11 protein-coding genes are annotated in these 17,216 nt (G+C 39.0%); 2 read left to right on the top strand and 9 right to left on the bottom strand.

Annotated features, from left to right (window positions below; translation table 11 throughout):
- Positions 1-16: 16 nt before the first annotated feature.
- The 3 genes from L0659_RS25845 to L0659_RS25855 all read right to left on the bottom strand — a co-directional run bounded on the left by L0659_RS25845 (position 17) and on the right by L0659_RS25855 (position 3,360).
- Positions 17-1,060 carry an ImmA/IrrE family metallo-endopeptidase gene (locus L0659_RS25845; RefSeq protein ID WP_235129512.1) on the bottom strand — a complete coding sequence of 348 codons (1,044 nt, stop codon included), beginning with the start codon at positions 1,058-1,060 and terminating at the stop codon, positions 17-19.
- Positions 1,057-1,692 carry a hypothetical protein gene (locus L0659_RS25850; RefSeq protein WP_138368477.1) on the bottom strand — a complete coding sequence of 212 codons (636 nt, stop codon included), beginning with the start codon at positions 1,690-1,692 and terminating at the stop codon, positions 1,057-1,059. Before L0659_RS25850 ends, L0659_RS25845 begins: the two co-directional genes overlap by 4 nt.
- 738 nt (positions 1,693-2,430) lie before the next feature.
- Positions 2,431-3,360 carry a LysR family transcriptional regulator gene (locus L0659_RS25855; protein WP_235129513.1) on the bottom strand — a complete coding sequence of 310 codons (930 nt, stop codon included), beginning with the start codon at positions 3,358-3,360 and terminating at the stop codon, positions 2,431-2,433.
- Positions 3,361-3,449: 89 nt separating this feature from the next.
- On the opposite strand from L0659_RS25855, the gene L0659_RS25860 reads away from it, so the two are divergent.
- Together L0659_RS25860 and L0659_RS25865 are read left to right on the top strand one after the other, a co-directional pair.
- Complete coding sequence (locus L0659_RS25860) at positions 3,450-4,886, top strand: NADP-dependent isocitrate dehydrogenase (protein ID WP_235129514.1); 1,437 nt, start codon at positions 3,450-3,452, stop codon at positions 4,884-4,886.
- Between the two features lie 64 nt (positions 4,887-4,950).
- Positions 4,951-5,187: a hypothetical protein gene (locus L0659_RS25865; protein WP_235129515.1), complete on the top strand. Its 237-nt coding sequence runs from the start codon at positions 4,951-4,953 to the stop codon at positions 5,185-5,187.
- 821 nt (positions 5,188-6,008) lie between these two features.
- Here L0659_RS25865 and L0659_RS25870 read toward each other — a convergent pair.
- The 6 genes from L0659_RS25870 to L0659_RS25895 form a co-directional block, all read right to left on the bottom strand.
- Positions 6,009-6,629: a hypothetical protein gene (locus L0659_RS25870; RefSeq protein ID WP_235129516.1), complete on the bottom strand. Its 621-nt coding sequence runs from the start codon at positions 6,627-6,629 to the stop codon at positions 6,009-6,011.
- Between the two features lie 82 nt (positions 6,630-6,711).
- Positions 6,712-7,293 (bottom strand): Crp/Fnr family transcriptional regulator, encoded by a 582-nt coding sequence (locus L0659_RS25875; protein WP_235129517.1) that lies wholly within the window; start codon positions 7,291-7,293, stop codon positions 6,712-6,714.
- 753 nt (positions 7,294-8,046) lie between these two features.
- Positions 8,047-9,333: a Gfo/Idh/MocA family protein gene (locus L0659_RS25880; RefSeq protein ID WP_235129524.1), complete on the bottom strand. Its 1,287-nt coding sequence runs from the start codon at positions 9,331-9,333 to the stop codon at positions 8,047-8,049.
- A gap of 189 nt (positions 9,334-9,522) precedes the next feature.
- The gene (locus L0659_RS25885; RefSeq protein WP_235129518.1) at positions 9,523-11,769 is read right to left on the bottom strand and encodes a PQQ-binding-like beta-propeller repeat protein; all 2,247 of its coding nucleotides are present in this window, start codon (positions 11,767-11,769) and stop codon (positions 9,523-9,525) included.
- Positions 11,770-11,901: 132 nt separating this feature from the next.
- Entirely contained in the window at positions 11,902-12,354 is a 453-nt protein-coding gene (locus tag L0659_RS25890) for a GntR family transcriptional regulator (RefSeq protein ID WP_235129519.1), read from the bottom strand.
- Positions 12,355-12,873: 519 nt separating this feature from the next.
- Positions 12,874-16,959 carry a sugar-binding protein gene (locus L0659_RS25895; RefSeq protein ID WP_235129520.1) on the bottom strand — a complete coding sequence of 1,362 codons (4,086 nt, stop codon included), beginning with the start codon at positions 16,957-16,959 and terminating at the stop codon, positions 12,874-12,876.
- Between the last annotated feature and the right edge of the window lie 257 nt (positions 16,960-17,216).

Here is a 17,216-nt window from a genome sequence, read left to right on the forward strand (position 1 = left end):
AGCCCCTTTCTGGGGCTTAATTTCTTGAAACTTGAAAAAGTCGGGGCTTATTGAATAATAACTCTTCCAAGTCATCCATTGAAAGGTGCAGAAGACTAGCCAACTCTTGTTTCGTATAGTTGAGATCGGTGAGATATAGCTCGACGATATCACTTAAAATTGTTGGCTTTTCAGGTTCAAAAAGTTCTGGCTCACCGAAACTGCGATAGCCATTTGCAGAGAAGCCTTTCATCATATAATAATATTGATCCTGGGTTATTGTGCCCAGATCTTTGGCCTTTCGAGCAATAGAGGCCATTGACGTTTTCCAATACCGTTTTAGATCAGTCAACGTACTAGAATTGAGTTTGTTCAAATAAGGTCTTATATCTTGACTGGGCATTAGTAGTTCGCTCGCAAATTCATGTGCTTCCTGTTCTTCATCACGGCCATGGTCTTTTTTGCCCCAGTGCAAAACTAAATGTCCCAGCTCGTGGGCCAAAGTAAATCTCAATCGGTCTGATGTCCTTCTGTTGTTAAGAAATATGACCGGATATTTAATGTCTGAGTAAGTACTAAAACCGTCTTTTTCACCAAGATCTAATAGCATCACTAAAATACCATTGTCTTCTAGCAGCTCAGTGAGGTTGTTGATCCGACCTTTAGGTATTTTCCATTTATCCCTTACAAATAAAGCGGCCATAGCTGGGTTTCCACCATCTACATCAATATCCCAGCTTGGTACATTAGGTTCAGGAAGTTCGACTGCCGTCTGTAACGTCGTAAAAATGCGTTCGACAATTGTCATTTTAGCCAAATACATTTTAGACGCCTTGTCTGATATGGACTGTTTAGACCGATAGTGGCCTCTAACATAGAAGTAAGGATCCTGAGTGAAAAAATCAATAGGGTAGTTTAGGGCCTTACCGAACAATTCTATTAAGTACTCAGGAGCCGAAAGCTGGCCCAGTTCAATTTTTGAAATAGTACCCTGGGCAACCCCTGATTTTTCAGAAAGTTGCTTTTGAGTATACCCGCGTGATTCCCGGGCAAGGGTTAATGTTTTTTCATTGAATTTCATACTGAATCATTCGTTCCAGATTTCTTGATGTTGAGTGTTTGATAAATTTCTTCGTCCGTGAGTTTAAGCTTGACCTTCCTTTTGCGTCCTTCGTTTCTTTCAAATACTGATAATTGCTCACTGCTATTTCGACGGTCTAGTTCATATGACCAGTGAAGGGTGTCTTCATTGTCAGGGCATAGCAAATAAATACCTCTTATGGAGGTCCAATTTTCATCAGGCAAATATCCTGCAAAGAGCAAAGTTGGACTAGCCGGAAATCCCTGTATTTCTCCTTGTCTCATATAATTAATATACTGGTTTGTCTTACGACAGCTGATTTTGCGGCTCTCATTGATTTTATTAAACCGAATGAATACGTCGTCTTTTACCTTCACGCCGAATATATTGTTCCATTTATCAACTTCGAAAATCTTGCTATTAGTAAACTTTTCAGCAACATGCGACTTTAAGTGATCGTGTATGATATTTGCCTTTGTTCGATTTTCATAGGACACAGGCCTACCAAATTGATTAGCTAAATCACACATTGATAAGTGTTCAGCGAAACTACTTTGAATGCAATCAGCCAAAACATCATACATCGGCGAAACAATTTCATGAGCTTCTGCATAGGTTAAGATTTTTCTCATTTTCGTATAAGTTCGTTTGAACAAAGCTAACGATTTTACGAAAAGATAAAATATAATATTCCAAAAATACTATAAAAAATATTCCGAAGTAGATGTTGATATGATTAAGTAGCACAATACGCCTTTTATATTTCAGAAAAACCGTGGTCAAAATTAAATTTGGACGGAAACGACAGATATAGGTTTAGCGCTGATGGACACCTATAAAGTTCAATATAACCTTAGTCATGAACCTTTAACTGTACAATAAATCTTGTAAAGTCGGCCTGCGGCTACTGTGACTTTCAGAATTGTTTTGCACTAAAGATTCAGAGACACTATCTCAAAATCTGTGTAAATGAAAATCGGGGTTTATAATCCCGATTTTTGTATTTTTAACAAAACACAGTTTATGAGATAGTGTCGGAACGAAGTTCAAATATTTTTCTTTGGTGCTTTATTATTTCTTTATTCTGTTTCAACAATAATCTATTCCAGTCCTTTTTGCTCGTTGCTCGAAGGCTGGCGTCTTCGGTCTTATGTCTCATTAGGAGAATTCTAAGGATAGATACACTATCTACATTTCCTTCAATATGGTTGATTACATCGTTTCTGTGATCAATGATCAAAACCCGCTTAGCCTTCACTTCCCTGTTAATTTCTTGACTACGCTCGGATGGTGCCGTGACATCATTTCACCCGGCAGCAAAGGTGAACGTGGTGTTTTTGCTATAAAAGGCCTTTCATACCTACATTGGTTTAATTTTGATATGGCTCACACCAACTAAAATGCTGCTTAATGATTGTAGACTTTTGTTTTTTTACAAACTCTAAAAAAGATAGAGAAGCTTGTGACTGTTTTTTTTCTTTAAGCCAGACCATGCTCCATGTCGTCTCTATTGGCAGTCCCGGCACATCTATAATTTCGAGTTGATGGCTACTTAGCTCATTCCTTATACCTATCAAAGGCATAATTGAATAGCCTAGCCCTGCCAGGATAGCTTGCTTAACTGCTTCGTTAGAAGTAAGTTCCATTTTTTTGACAACGGAAACATTTTGTGCGGAAATGAAACGCTCCATGGCCAGCCGTGTCCCAGAACCTTTTTCTCGGAAAATTAAAGGCAGGGTTTGAAACTGCCCATCTAAGCCATCTTTATCCTTGACTTTCTGAGTAGCCTTGCCGACCAGAAAGAGCCTATTTGGCAGAAGATCTAGCCAGTCAATATTAATAGTAGTTGGCAGTATCGAGACAAGGGCAAAGTCAACCTCATTGTTTTCAAGACTTTCTAAAACCATATTTTTATTCGTCACGTCCATTATGAGCTCGATCCCTGCATGCTGACTTAGGAATTCTGAAAGGAAGAACGGCATTACGTATTTTCCGGTAGACACTACCGAAATTTTTAATTTACCTGCCAATTGTCCTTTGTAAGCCATCGTCTTATAATTGATGGCATATACTTGTTCGATAATGTTTTCGGCTGCCGTAGCAATCTCGCGTCCAAAATCGGTGATGTAGATCTTCCTGCCGATTACCTCAGTAAGAGGGATGTCGAATTGTGCTTCAAAGTTTCTGAGCTGAATAGATACTGCTGGCTGTGACAAGTGAAGCTCTTCGGATGCTTTGGTGACACTCTGCGCTTTTACAACAGCTACGAATATCCGAAGTTGGTTTAAAGTATAATTCATAAAAATATTTTATGTCAACTATTGTAAATATAAATAAAAATTTATGAATTGATCAAAATAGCTTTGCGGCTGTAATCAAACTAACCAGGATGACAACTATTACAGTAGCGAAAGGCGATGGGATCGGCCCAGAAATTATGGATGCGACCTTGAAAATAATTTTAGCAGCCGGTGCCAAAATTAACATTGAAGAAATTACGGTTGGAGAGACCGTTTACTTGGCCGGAAATGCTGCCGGGATAGCACCGGAAGCTTGGGAGACTATCCGACGTAACAAAATTTTTTTGAAAGCCCCCATCACAACACCACAAGGAGGGGGGTATAAAAGCCTTAATGTCACTACACGAAAATTTTTGGGGCTTTATTCTAATGTAAGGCCTTGCATTAGCCTTCATCCTTTTGTAAGTACAAAGCATCCCGGCATGGACCTTGTCATCATACGGGAAAATGAAGAAGACCTTTACGCTGGCATCGAGCATCAGCAAACAGACGAAGTAGTGCAATGCCTCAAACTTATAAGCCGGCCAGGATGTGAAAAAATCGTCCGCTATGCTTTTGAATACGCCCGGCAGCAAGGAAGGAAAAAAGTTACCTGCTTTACCAAAGACAATATTATGAAACAGACCGATGGATTATTCCACCGCGTGTTTGATGAGATTGCAGCACAGTACCCTGACATTGAAAACGAACATTGGATTATTGACATTGGAGCAGCTAAACTGGCTGACACGCCAGAAGCTTTCGACGTACTGGTCATGCCTAACCTGTATGGAGATGTGCTCAGCGACGTAGCGGCACAGATAGCAGGGTCAGTCGGCCTGGCCGGGTCAGCAAATATCGGAGAAGAGTGCGCAATGTTTGAGGCAATCCATGGTTCAGCGCCACGAAGGGCTGGTCGAAACATGGCAAATCCGTCAGGTTTATTGCAGGGAGCGGTAATGATGCTCAATCACATAGGCCAGACAGATGTTGCCGAGAAGGTGCAGAACGCGTGGCTGAAAACAATTGAAGACGGCATACACACCTATGACATTTTCAAAAAAGACACCAGCAAGGTAAAAGTAGGTACCAAAGAATTTGCAGAGGCAGTCATTCTAAACCTGGGAGAAAATCCCTTTCGACTGAGGCCTGTCACGTATGCGCAAAACGCAGCACTTATTCTGCCGCGATATCAGCGCAAACCGCAGCTAACAAAAGAACTGATTGGTGTGGATCTGTTTGTCCATTGGGGCGGATCAAACCCGGACGAGCTTGCAGGTATAGTCCGCAAAATTGAAGGGGAGGGCATTGAACTTAAGATGATTACAAATCGGGGCATCAAAGTATGGCCAAACGGATTTAAGGAAACGTTTTGCACAGATCATTGGAGATGCCGGTTCCAAGCAGAACCAGGGGCCGCTATAAGCAAAACTTTTATAGCCGTGCTGCTATCTAGATGCATAAATGAGAACATCGATTCTATTAAGACCGAGAATCTATATACGTTCGATGGGAAACCAGGGTTCTCCCTGGGTCAAGGGCAATAGATCAAGTCTGTAAAACATAGGAGAACATACAATCAAATTCATTATAACCAAATCAATCATGACAATGCAACTGATCAAAGGTGAATTTCCAGCAAGTGATGCTATCGAGCTAGTTTCACAACTGGTTCAAGTCAAAATAAAGTACCATGAGCAGAAAATCAGCAATCAAATGAATGAAGAAGATATTAAGAGTCGAGAGAAAAAGATTAAAAAGTTACAAGAAGACTTATCGGAACTAAAATTTTTTATAGGAAGCATTCCCGGCAGCGTGGCGATGATATCGCATGTGAATATAGGATAATTTACAATAAAGCGTACTACCAGAGATTTTCGGTGATATATACCAAAACTGATTAGGCAAATATGGAAAATATGGACGTACCTTTAATTTCAGGCACCTTCGAATGTGAGGATGCACGTGATCTATTGTTAAGCCTGATCACCAAGAAGATCCAATATCATCAATTAAGGAATTTTAGTATACAGGAAAGATTTGGCATAGTTGAAGCCAAAAGCGAATTCAGGATCCAAGAGTTAGTAAAGGCACGACTCCACATCAATGAATATATACGACTGGCACAATCCCTAGGGTGCAAGGTGTCCGTAAATTCGACGATTTCTATCGAGTTACTACCAGCAGCTAGTGTTACATAGCCAACGCACCAGGGCATAGACCGCAATTACTAATAGTTGTCCTAACAGTCCAAGCCCCAGGATTTTAACGAAGGTATAATAGATATTTGGATGCGACAGACCTGATTTGAAAGATCTTCCGGTTAATACAATTGAATATACAACTTTCACTATAATCAAGGGACTATCACATTAACTGTGTAAACTTTTCAATCGGGGTTGGGCGAAGCTTACAGCCTGACCCTTCCCATAAGTTTGCAATCCTTCTCCCAGACTTTCTTCCCCCTTTACAGCTAGCCGAAGACTCAAAACTGTAAATTTTTTTTCGTTTGTGTCTTTATCAATATAGGCATAAACGATGATTTTGATTGTCGGGAATACTACATGTTAGTTGATAAAAATCCCACTGTCTTCGGGTATTGATTTAGAAACTTCCAAGGAAAGCAAGTATTTGGTACAAATACCTGCTTTAATCTAATCATTGTAGTTTTATAGATTATACCCAAAATGAAGTCCAGGTTCTCCAAAGATAAATTTAGACCATTTATCGTCTAACTGTTTAAATCCGTCAGGCATTTTTGTGTGATAAGCACGGTGAGTAATTGCAACTGATGGTTGAATAAAAAATCTATCCTTAAAAAGTTTTATGTGATAACCAACGCGGTAGGTATTAAAAATCTGAAAACCATTGTCAATTTTTTTGCCCTTGTTCACAAAGTTTTGCAAAGTAGGCATTACATTAAGTTCGACATATAAACCCTTCCAAAAAAATCGTTGATAAGCCACTGATAAGCCATACTCACGAATATATCCTGGAAATTTTTCATCCTGCTTTCCGTATGCTTTGTTTAATGGATGAATACCATTCGGCCAGGCATATTTCCAAGTTTTTACTTCTAGCGTAATTACATTTTTTCCTGTAATCCGATAGCCAAAATTAAGTTGAGCGAAATTGGGAGGGTTTGTAGAAGCCAAATTACCTAATAAAAATATAGTGCTGCCAACAAACCACCGTTTATAAGTGCTGTCTGTTTTACCGTACTGTGCTTTGATTTGGTGGTTACTTACCATCACCAAGACAAAGACAATGACTAAAAGTTTCTTTTGCATTTCTATCTTCTTTACGTTTCCAAGACTGCAAAAGTAGATTAGCTAAGGATTTAAAAGCGTTCACTTAGGTTAAGAAATGAAGTTACCTTTCGCTTTTTTTCGAGATTCTTGCTCTTAGTCGGCTTAGAGATTGAGGTTTGATACCTAGATAGCTCGCTAATTGGTGTTGCGGCACACGCTGGATGAGGTCCGGTCTTTTTTGCAGTAAGTTTAGGTATCTTTGTTCAGGTGAGGAAGTTTTAAACTCATCAAAATCAATTTGTTGTTTGGCTAACAGCTCTTCCAACAATATTCTGCACATTATTTGAAATTTTGGAAATTTAGTAAATATTTCAACTTCCATGTCAGGGTTTGCAACCGTTAGTATAGTATCTTCTACACAACTTACGAAATATTCAGACGGATCATTATTTTTCACACAATGCGGTGTTAATTCTTCCATTTCTGTGAAAAAGGCAGTAGTTTTTTCTTCATCATCTACCATGTAATATTTCCGTATACATCCTTTCAAAACAAAATAGCAATCTTGTGATTTTTGCCCTTCTTTAAGTAAGGTCGTCCCTTTCTTGACAGAACGAAATATGTCTAACGAAACGATAGCTTTCCTTTCATCTTCTGTCAGAGAAATATAATTGGATATAAAGTTAAATAGAATGTCTTGCATCGATTTAATATGTGATTATGTTATTCCCTTTTTTTACAATTGCCACCAATGTTTTTGAAGTTTGCAAGTGTACACTAAAAACAGTAACATATGGATTGTTATATAACTTTTCTTATGTTAAATAGATACGTATAGCTGTTCTTTTTCTAGTATTATGGCAACCTTCTAATTGAAATAACCTACTTCGTTTTGTTTGACAGTGCCTTAAAAGTTTGTTTTTTTCGGTTTCGCACGAATATTTTTCGTCTTTTCTTCTTTCATTTCTTCCAGCCCTCGTATTCTAAACTCATTCTCATTCCCAGATGCGTTTCGTTTTCTGCTGCAATATTTCCACGCGATTTAGCGGAATCAGCTTCGATTTGCCCTGCATTATTGCTGGTTAGCAGCCTTTAAATTGTAAAGTCTAGCCCTGGGCTTCCTACGCTACTGGAAGTTTCAGTAATAGATCTGTCCGATCACCCCTATTTTAACTAAGGCTAGATGATTTATGAAAAATTGTAAAACTGTCAGAATAATCATGCTATGAATCTCTGGTATAGTCAGTTGTGGTGTTCAACTTCTAATCTGTTTCATATCGCTTCTAGCTTGATTGCAGTTGACCAGAAATCCAACCAGTTTTTTAAGAGCGTGATTGGGAATTGAAAAGGATGTAGACCGTACCATCATTGCAGTGGCCAAACACGCTCTAAGTATGTCAGCACCTCTTGCCTGTAATCAATTTGATCTAATAGACATCAAGTTGATTGCCTATATTTAAACTTTCCACTCATTTTTCATGTCCCGGCCTAAAAGTTGGTTTGCTTCCATATCAGTTTTAAATTCTTCCCTTTTTGGGTCCCATTTTAATGAACGCTGTAATCTATAAGCTATATTCCCGAGATTGCAAACCGAAGCTGTCCTATGCCCAACTTCCACATCACAAATCGGTTGTTTTCTAGTTCGGATTGCATTCAAAAAGTCTTTGTAGTGGTTACCGCTTACATAGACTTTATAATCCTCTTTTTTTATCACTTTGCCTTTGAGTGTTTCCGGAGTTGTCCGCAATTCGCCTCTTGCTACAAATACTTCACCATTTGAACCCACAAAATGGCAATGCTGAATTCCTGCCATTTGCCTGTGAATCACTTCCACGCCGTTGGTATATTTATAAACTAGCCCATTTGTCGGCTCGGAATAGAGGAGTTCTACAGGACCACTGTCGTCCATCCCTAAACCCCACTGCGCAATGTCGAACATATGCGCACCCCAGTCAGTCATGCCGCCGCCACCAAAATCAATATAATTTCGCCATTTGGGCCAAAAAGATGCGTTTATTGGCGGCGCAAGCTCATTATTATAGGGTCTGGTTATCGCATTCGGGCCCATCCAAAGATCCCAATTTAAGCCTTCGGGTTTCTTTTCTTCCTTTAAATCCCAAACTTTCGGAGGGCCGCCCACATTAACAAAAACTTGCTTGATGATTCCAATTGCACCGCTTCTGACTAACTGAACAGCATGAGAGAATTCTTTATCAGAACGTTGCATACTTCCAGTCTGGAAAACACGATTATGTTTGCGGGTTGCATTAACCATGGCTCGTCCTTCTTTTACTGTCAATGAAAGCGGTTTCTCACAATAAATGTCTTTTCCCGCCTCGGCTGCACGAACTGCCATAGAAGCATGCCAGTGATCCGGCGCTGCAATAATCACCGCATCAATATCCTTACGGGAAAGCAGCTCGCGAAAGTCTTCAATGCCCACAGCGCATTTATAATTCCTTTTGGCCACGTTTTCAGCGTACCATCTATTTGCATTTGTAACAAAAGCGTCTCTTTTCTGAGTATGTACGTCAGAAGCAGCGACAATCTGAGTTTCCATTGTATTCATGAAATCATTAAACAAACTATCACTTTGTCTGCCGCAGCCTATAAATCCTAATGCAATTTTATCACTTGGAGCTAGGTAGCCTTTTCCCAAGACATGCCTGGGAACGATCATAAACGACGATACCGTTGCTGCGGCTTTTATGAAGTCTCTGCGATTTAGTATACTATTTTTCATGTCGTTTAAAAATTTAGATTTAATGTCACCAATTAAATCTTGGATGAGAAAAGTAATTAATCTATTTCTTTTGACTATCCAAAAGCATATAACTGCTTCATGTAAAAGAATTATTTTTTTGGGACTTGCTGTCTCTCTTTGTTCAAGCAATGACATAAAACCCATTAGCGCTCCAATAGGATTGTTGTACTACGGAAGTGCGAATGCAATATAAGAGCCACCAGGCTTAAGTCCGTTTCTGACTCCCCCAGCTGCTATCACTACATATTGTTTTCCATTGACCATGTAGGTCACTGGTGTAGCAAACCCCCCAGCAGGAAGCTGATATTCCCAGACAATCTTTCCAGTATTTTTGTCAAACGCCCGGATTCGTTCATCCATAGTGGCTGCAATAAATATCAATCCGCCAGCTGTAACAATCGGCCCCCCGTAGTTTTCTGTTCCCGTAACGGGAATTCCTTTTTTAGTTAGTTCCGTAAATTCCCCTAATGGTACTCGCCACAGATATTCACCTGTATTGAGATCAATTGCATTAAGTGTTCCCCAAGGCGGTTTGACCGCTGGGTATCCATTCGGGTCTAAAAACTTTGTCCAGCCATTGTTAATGTAAGGAGCCATGTAAGGAAAGCCATTTTTCACGGCAGTAGTCGGTGCTGCTGTCGCGCTGTGGGCTTCTCTAATTACAGTCGGTTGGGATGATTCATCATCAAGAAGAAATTTAATAAGTTGCTGACGTTCTTTCTCAGGGAGGTACTGGAAAGCAGGCATTCTTCCCCGTCCATTTTTAATAATGGTATTAATATCCTCTATGGCAAATTTTTTACTTACTTGTACAAGACTTGGATATTCCTGTCCACTCCCCATTCGATCGGCCTTGTGGCAGGCGGCGCAATTATGCATGTAAACCCTTTTCCCATCAGAATCACTTTTTTGATCAATTTGATCAAGCATTTTCAAATCCCATGCCATTTCATTTGAATTTTGGTAAAGGATACCATCCGGATCGGCTGCATTTCCTCCCCACTCTGCTCCGCCGCCTATACCAAGATAGAGTGTCCCTTCCTTGCTAGGAGTCTGATATTTATTTCCTGAGCGAGTTTGAGCAAATTTCTCCTTTACAAAAGCAGTTGCTTCGGGTGTAATATTGGTAATGTCGTTTTCGGTAAAAGCCTGCCGCGCAAAAGGTATTGGCTTTGTAGGGTATGGTTGAGTTGGCCATGGATGTTCCCCTGGCAATGTATACCCGGTTATTGCCGGTCGCTCTTCTACTGGAAAAAGCGGTTTTCCTGTGTCTCTATCTAGCAGGAAAATTAATCCGTCTTTGGTCGCTTGGGCTACTGCATCAATATTTTTGTTTCGATGCTTAACCGTCACTAAATTTGGCTGACAGGCAATGTCCCGGTCCCAAAGGTCATGATGGACCGTTTGGTAAAACCAGTTCAGCTTACCCGTTTCTATATTAAGTGAAATTACGCAATTGGCATATAAATTCTTGCCTTGGCGTGCTGCACCATAAAAGTCTACCGAAGGTGATCCTGTTCCGAAATAAACTGACCCCCTTTTCTCATCCAGCACCATACCTGCCCAATTATTAGCACCACCAATACGTTTCCAGGCATTTTTTGGCCAGGTTTCATACCCTTTTTCACCCGGTTGCGGAATGGTATGAAATACCCATTTTAATTTTCCGGTGCGCACATTGAAGGCACGAATATAGCCAGGAGCCGCATCCCCATATTCCGAAACGCGCGAGCCAATCACGATTATATCTTTGTAGACAACACCAGGACTTGTTGCATCTACGGAAATATCGCTGCTTTCTCGACCCGACCATCCTGTCACACCACTACGAAGGTCAGCCTTGCCATCTGTTCCAAAACTTTTAACCGGTTTGCCATCTAGAGCATTAATTGCGTAAAGATGATTTCCAGCAGTATAAAAAATGCGTTTATCATTCCCGCTTTCCCAATACGTTACTCCCCGACTAGCATGAAATCGTGGTGCACTGTCTTTAAAAGGGTCAAACTTCCATATTTCTTCTCCGGTATCAGCTTGGACTGCAAAAAGATTTAGGGATGGTGTCGTTCCATACAAAATTCCGTTTACAACAATCGGCTGACACTGGATCTCCATTTGCTGGCTGGTAGACTTAGCTCCCTCGATCCTCTTGGCAGCATCATATTGCCAAGCCACCCTCAGTTGACCTACATTAGATGTATTTATCTGGGATAATGCTGAATACCGATTACCAGCCTTGTTGCCACCATATACTTCCCAACCTTCTTCTTTTTTTTGGACTAGCATGTTTGATTGGAAACCAACTATACTTATTCCAAAAAATATGAAAAGTAGAGTTTGAATTGCATTTCGAGTTTTGAGTAGAAACTTTATTTTAACTCCTAGGCTCAGTTTCGTGTATGTAACAAGTGATTTCATCGTTGGCTATCATGGGTGAACATTTCTAATGGGTGGTTTCTTAGAGCTTAAGCTAATAATTTGATCATACTATCACATAGTTGTATCTTAATGGTTAATTAATATAAATTTGCCTCTTGCAGCGTACTCATACTATACCCCTATTGATACTTTTTTGCTATTGATTTTTCGTTCGATTGAAAGTTTAACTATGAATCTTTCGACCGCAATAAGTTTATCTTCGGGCAAGTTATAAATACTAACAAACAGACTGCTCAGATCATCTGTTGAGCCCAACAATGCTTGGTTTAACGCGGGATCCGTACTATGTATATAGTATGCCTTACCTCGTCTTGACTCAACATATCCACTCTTTTTAAGGATATGGTAAGCCTTCTCAATTGTATTTCTTGATACGTCTAAATATGCACTTAACTGATTGATGGAGGGTAAAATATCATTTTTTTGTATTGTTGCATCCGCAATGCTATCTAGAATTGAATCTGCCAACTGTCGATAAATAGCTAATGAATGTCGTTCTTTGACAAGTTTGATATCTTTTAACCAGATATTTTCGGATAAAAAGCCGCTTTCTTTCGTATTCATTATATTAATCTAAAAGCCAAACATTTCTATAAAATCTATCTTTAAGTAACTTCATGGAAATTGTTCGAAGTTCTGAAGTGCTAAATTGAGAAGAGTGAAATTATTTAAACAAGTTTTTATATATTTATACATTTAGTCAATTAGAAGCTACTTTTCAAAAATGTATAATGCAAATCTGCTCATTACTTTTTGAGTATTCGGGTGGTTTTTTTTAATATTGAAGTTGCTTTTTTATAATTGTTGATAAAATGATCCTTAAAACGATCTTATCCTGATAATTTGAAGTTTTGAAAACTACGTCGTTGGCTCTCCTGTTTAATTTGAGTAATATCAATCCATTCCTCATTGACTTGGTTCGCTTTTACATCAATTTGCAAACAATATAACCATCCGAATACATTGTAGGATCCATACTGTTTCCAACAATAAGAAAAGTCCTAAACCATTTTTACTTATCCTTAACTCATTTACCAATTCGGAGAAGTGAGTGTAAATCACACCGAGGTTGTCGCTATTTTTTTACCTTTTTATTAGAAATTTGTGGATGTAAATTGATTTATCTAGTAGGTTTATTTTAAGCAGGTGTAATCCTTCTGAAAGCTGTCCTAAGTTCAGTTCGTTACTATTCAAAGTTTGATTTTCATAGACGACAACTCCTGTTGAATTTATTACTGAGACAGATTTAATTTGGTTTGAACCTTTTAGAAAAATTTTATCTGCTGTCGGATTTGGATAAATAACTATGTTTGATTCATTAAAGAACATACTCCTGACTCTACTATATGAATATGTTTCATCGTTGTCCACCATTTTTAAGCGATATAAATTTTCATTTGCTGATGGAAACCGATGCGTAAAATAATACTTTTGGATGCGATTACTCTCGTGAACAGATTCCTGTATTCCAATCTTTTCCCAAACCTTACCATTAATGCTATGCTCTATTTCGAATCGATTGCTGTTACTTTCTTCGGTAGTTGACCAAATCAAGCTTGCTACCTTTCCTTCGTTGAAAACCTCAAAACTAGCCAATCTGACCGGTAGGGATCCGCCGGTTGGGTAAAAGGAAATATAATCTAAGTTAACATTCCCCTCGTCACCACTGTCATATTGATAATTGATAGTATTAGTACCTGCATTTAGACTTAAAGACTCTGATTTTGTAGCCCATGAACTCCAGCTTCCAGTAGAAGGTAAGGCAGTCTGCTTGATTTTTACCCCGTTTACATAAACTGATAACCTTTGTAAAGGCCCAGAATTATTAGCATAACCTAATAAGATGTCGTAAATACCTGCATTGGATATATTAATAGTGAAAGTTGTAGAAGCCCCTTCTGTTCCATATCCGGCGGCAAAGCCTGTCCCTGAAAATCCAGAATGATTTGTTGCAGTTTCTGCTCCTCCTGCCAAAACTGCATCTTCTGCTTCATATTTGGCTTCTGAACCTAAGGCAAATGTGGTTACATTTAATGCAGAGCTTAGTGCAGAGGTGTTCCCCGACTGGTCCTTCGCCTTTACAGTCATCGCATAAACTGTTTCAGGAAACAGATCTGAAATTGTGTAAGAATTCGCAGTAATCGTTTTAATTAAATTTTCATTTTTATATATTTCATAAGATGCCACCGCAACGTTATCTGTAGATGCGGCCCATGATAATACAAAACTATTAGGTGTAATAGCTGATGACTGTAAGCCTAACGGTGTAGAAGGGGCTTCTGTATCTGCCGCTCCTGCATTTTTAAGTTGCGCAGTCCCCAGCAATGATGGATCTTGATAGGTTCTATCTACTATGGAATACCATGCTTTTTTAGCATCCGCCCCCGCACCATCATCATCACCAATCTGGACATCAATGCCAATGTTTTTAAACTCTGTTGGGCTAATACCCAATGTTGCAAACGGTATTTTTAATTCGAGCTTATATCCTGTCAGCGTGTTGATATTTGATAACTGAATATTTGCTGTTGCGTTATAATGTATTTCTTCAATACTTGTTTCTCCCGGCCGGATGTAGTATTGATAATCTCTAACGCCGTAAGAGGTCCCTTTGTCATTATCAGCATCTATAAATATCTCGATACGGTCATCGTCGTACCAGACAGAACCAGAATTAACTGTTTTGATATCATCTGTAACATCTATAAAAAGGTAAAGATTATTCGCATCCCATAAAGAATTCCAATTTCCGCTTAAATCAGAGGCTGATGCACTTCCCACCAATGAGGAGGCAATAGGGTAACTAGTACCAAACCAGGTTTCTTCTTTTGTACCATCTATAATGACATTACTAGCCGCGAAAGCAACAGCAGCATCGCTTATCAATGTTTTAGCTTCAAAAGGAACACTGAGGTTTGACCGGTTACCGGTCGCATCAACAGCCTTTACTCTAATAAAATAACTGGTTGAAGGAGTTAGATTATCTATTTTAACGGAGTTAATTGATGTATTAACTACAAAAACTCCATTAGCATATATATCATAAGAAGCTACTGCTATGTTATCGGTGGAGGCTGTCCAGCTTAATAAAAAATTGGAAGTTGTAATATTGGAAAGTATAAATCCAATGGGTATAGAAGGAGGTGTAGTATCAGGCGAAATTAAAAATGTTCCCCATTCATTTGCTCCTAGGTCTGCTATCCCCTGTACATTGTCATCGTAAATACCAACAGAAATTCCTTTGTCAATTGCATTGGTTGCAGTAGATTTTAAACTAAAATCCCCCCTGCTAGCATCCACAAATAATGCGGTAAGGACACCCTCTCTGGCATCAGAAATATTGTTTCGCAAATCAATTGGTGTAGGATTCCCACAACATATATTTATTGTGGGAACATGGCTCATTATGTTGTTGTAGACCCTAATATTTTTTTGTGTTTCACTATTGATGTTGATAATCAGTGATATGTAGAATTGCGGATAAGAGCCCAAGCCATGTGATAGTAAAACATTATTATAAACATTTACATCTGATCCCGGGTTTATCAGCACCGGGTTACTCACATTAAATATGGTATTGTGGTCTACAGTCACACGATATCTTGCTCCATCTCCACCGTAATCCAAGTATATTCCATGCTTCAATTCTCCGTATTTCGCATCATCTAATGTGTTATAAATCAAATTTTGGTCTATACGAGCCCATTGCAGATCTTGTCCAAATATGTCAATTGCACCGCTATCTCCACTTCTGCGCATAAAATTAAAGATCTCGTTATGGTGTATACGATAAACATCTCTTACATTTTGATTGCTATTTTGGGAATACCTGAAATTAATGCCCATCATTGTAGTATTCCAGATCTTATTATATCCTATTTCTGAATCTTTACATATAAAACCAGTGTTCATGGCACCAGAGTTGGAGCACATATAATTGGCATCCTGGATCTCGTTATTTAATACCTTAATGTTAAATCCCTGGATACTAAGTGCCGAAGTAGCAGCATAACGTATTTTACAATTTTTAATGATGTTATTTCTCCCGCTTACTACAACACCTGTCCATGCATAATGCTGATCCTGCCAGTTACCACTCATATCTGTTTGATGGGATGGATATTTTATGTCTAATCCCTCAATAATTATATCGTGAGCACCTTCTTCTATAATCCTGTTTGTGGTTGCATCTTTGTCTGTGGTGATTGAACAGGCAAACAGGCTGAAATTTTTGATGGTGTAACCAGATTGCGTAGATGAGCACCAAAAACCAAAATGCCTCCGTTTGGCTTCAATCAAATTGATACCTGTACCAGTAAGACTAGGGCTAGCACCATTCGGCGTTTTGACATACAATGTGTTACCATCCTTCCACCATTCACCGTTAGCAAGTATAGCATTTATTCCACCGGTTGCATTTATACCCGCAGCTGTAGGATTGAATAAATAGTATTCTGTATTAGGTCCTAAGCTCCAAGGCTGATCTCCCATTCTTGGGGCTTCTCCAAAATCTACCATGATTGAATTGCCGGTTATGGATAAAACAGTACCCGTCCAACCTTGTCCGTCGTTACCGTTCCTTGATAAGTTTACCCAAATTCGTGCTCCTACCCACCTGCTGGCCGGTTCATTAAAATCAGAATCTATTATCGTAAATATATTCCCGGATCCTGTAACGCCGTCTGCCTTGGCATTGGTCGGCATAACGATATCTGATGATGTTTGATCGGGCCATCGAGTTAGTTCCATCATCTTTCCATCAGAAAAAACCTGATTTGTTCCCCATGTTGCATTCACATCCCAGTTCATGGTTGCCTGGTAGGTAGAACCAGTGGTTTGGCTCCAAGATACCAATAGATCTGTACCATTAATGGTAACGGCTTCTCCGTTGTAGGGCTGATAGGTTATTCCGCTCGCTTTCATGTCTACCATTTCCCTATAGACACCGGCCCCTACATTAACAACATCTCCGGAGACAGCCAAGTCAGCCGCTTTCTGTATCGTGAAGAAAGGTGACGCAATTGATAAACCGCTATTATTAGTATCACTACCGGTTTTCGCAACATAAATTTGCTTAGAAAAGACACTAACCGAAAGGACGGGACATAATAGCAGTATCAATAGCCATTTATTTATTATTTGTTTGATTGAAAATAAAAATACATACATATCAATTGTATTGATTTGTTTTAATTATTAAATCACTTATTAAGAGTTTATATTAAATTGATACACCGACAGGGATATTATATTTAAAACAAATCTATAATAGTAGTTTAATCAGAAAAAATGAAATGGCGATAGATTATCAGTTAATGAGATAATCAAACAATATTGACAAGCCCCTATTGATTTGATAAATTGGAAATTATTAATATTAATATAAGTTATACCGCATAGCCATAGGCTTATTGTAGCCATTATAT

Source organism: Dyadobacter sp. CY347 (genome assembly GCF_021502655.1).
GTDB lineage: Bacteria > Bacteroidota > Bacteroidia > Cytophagales > Spirosomataceae > Dyadobacter.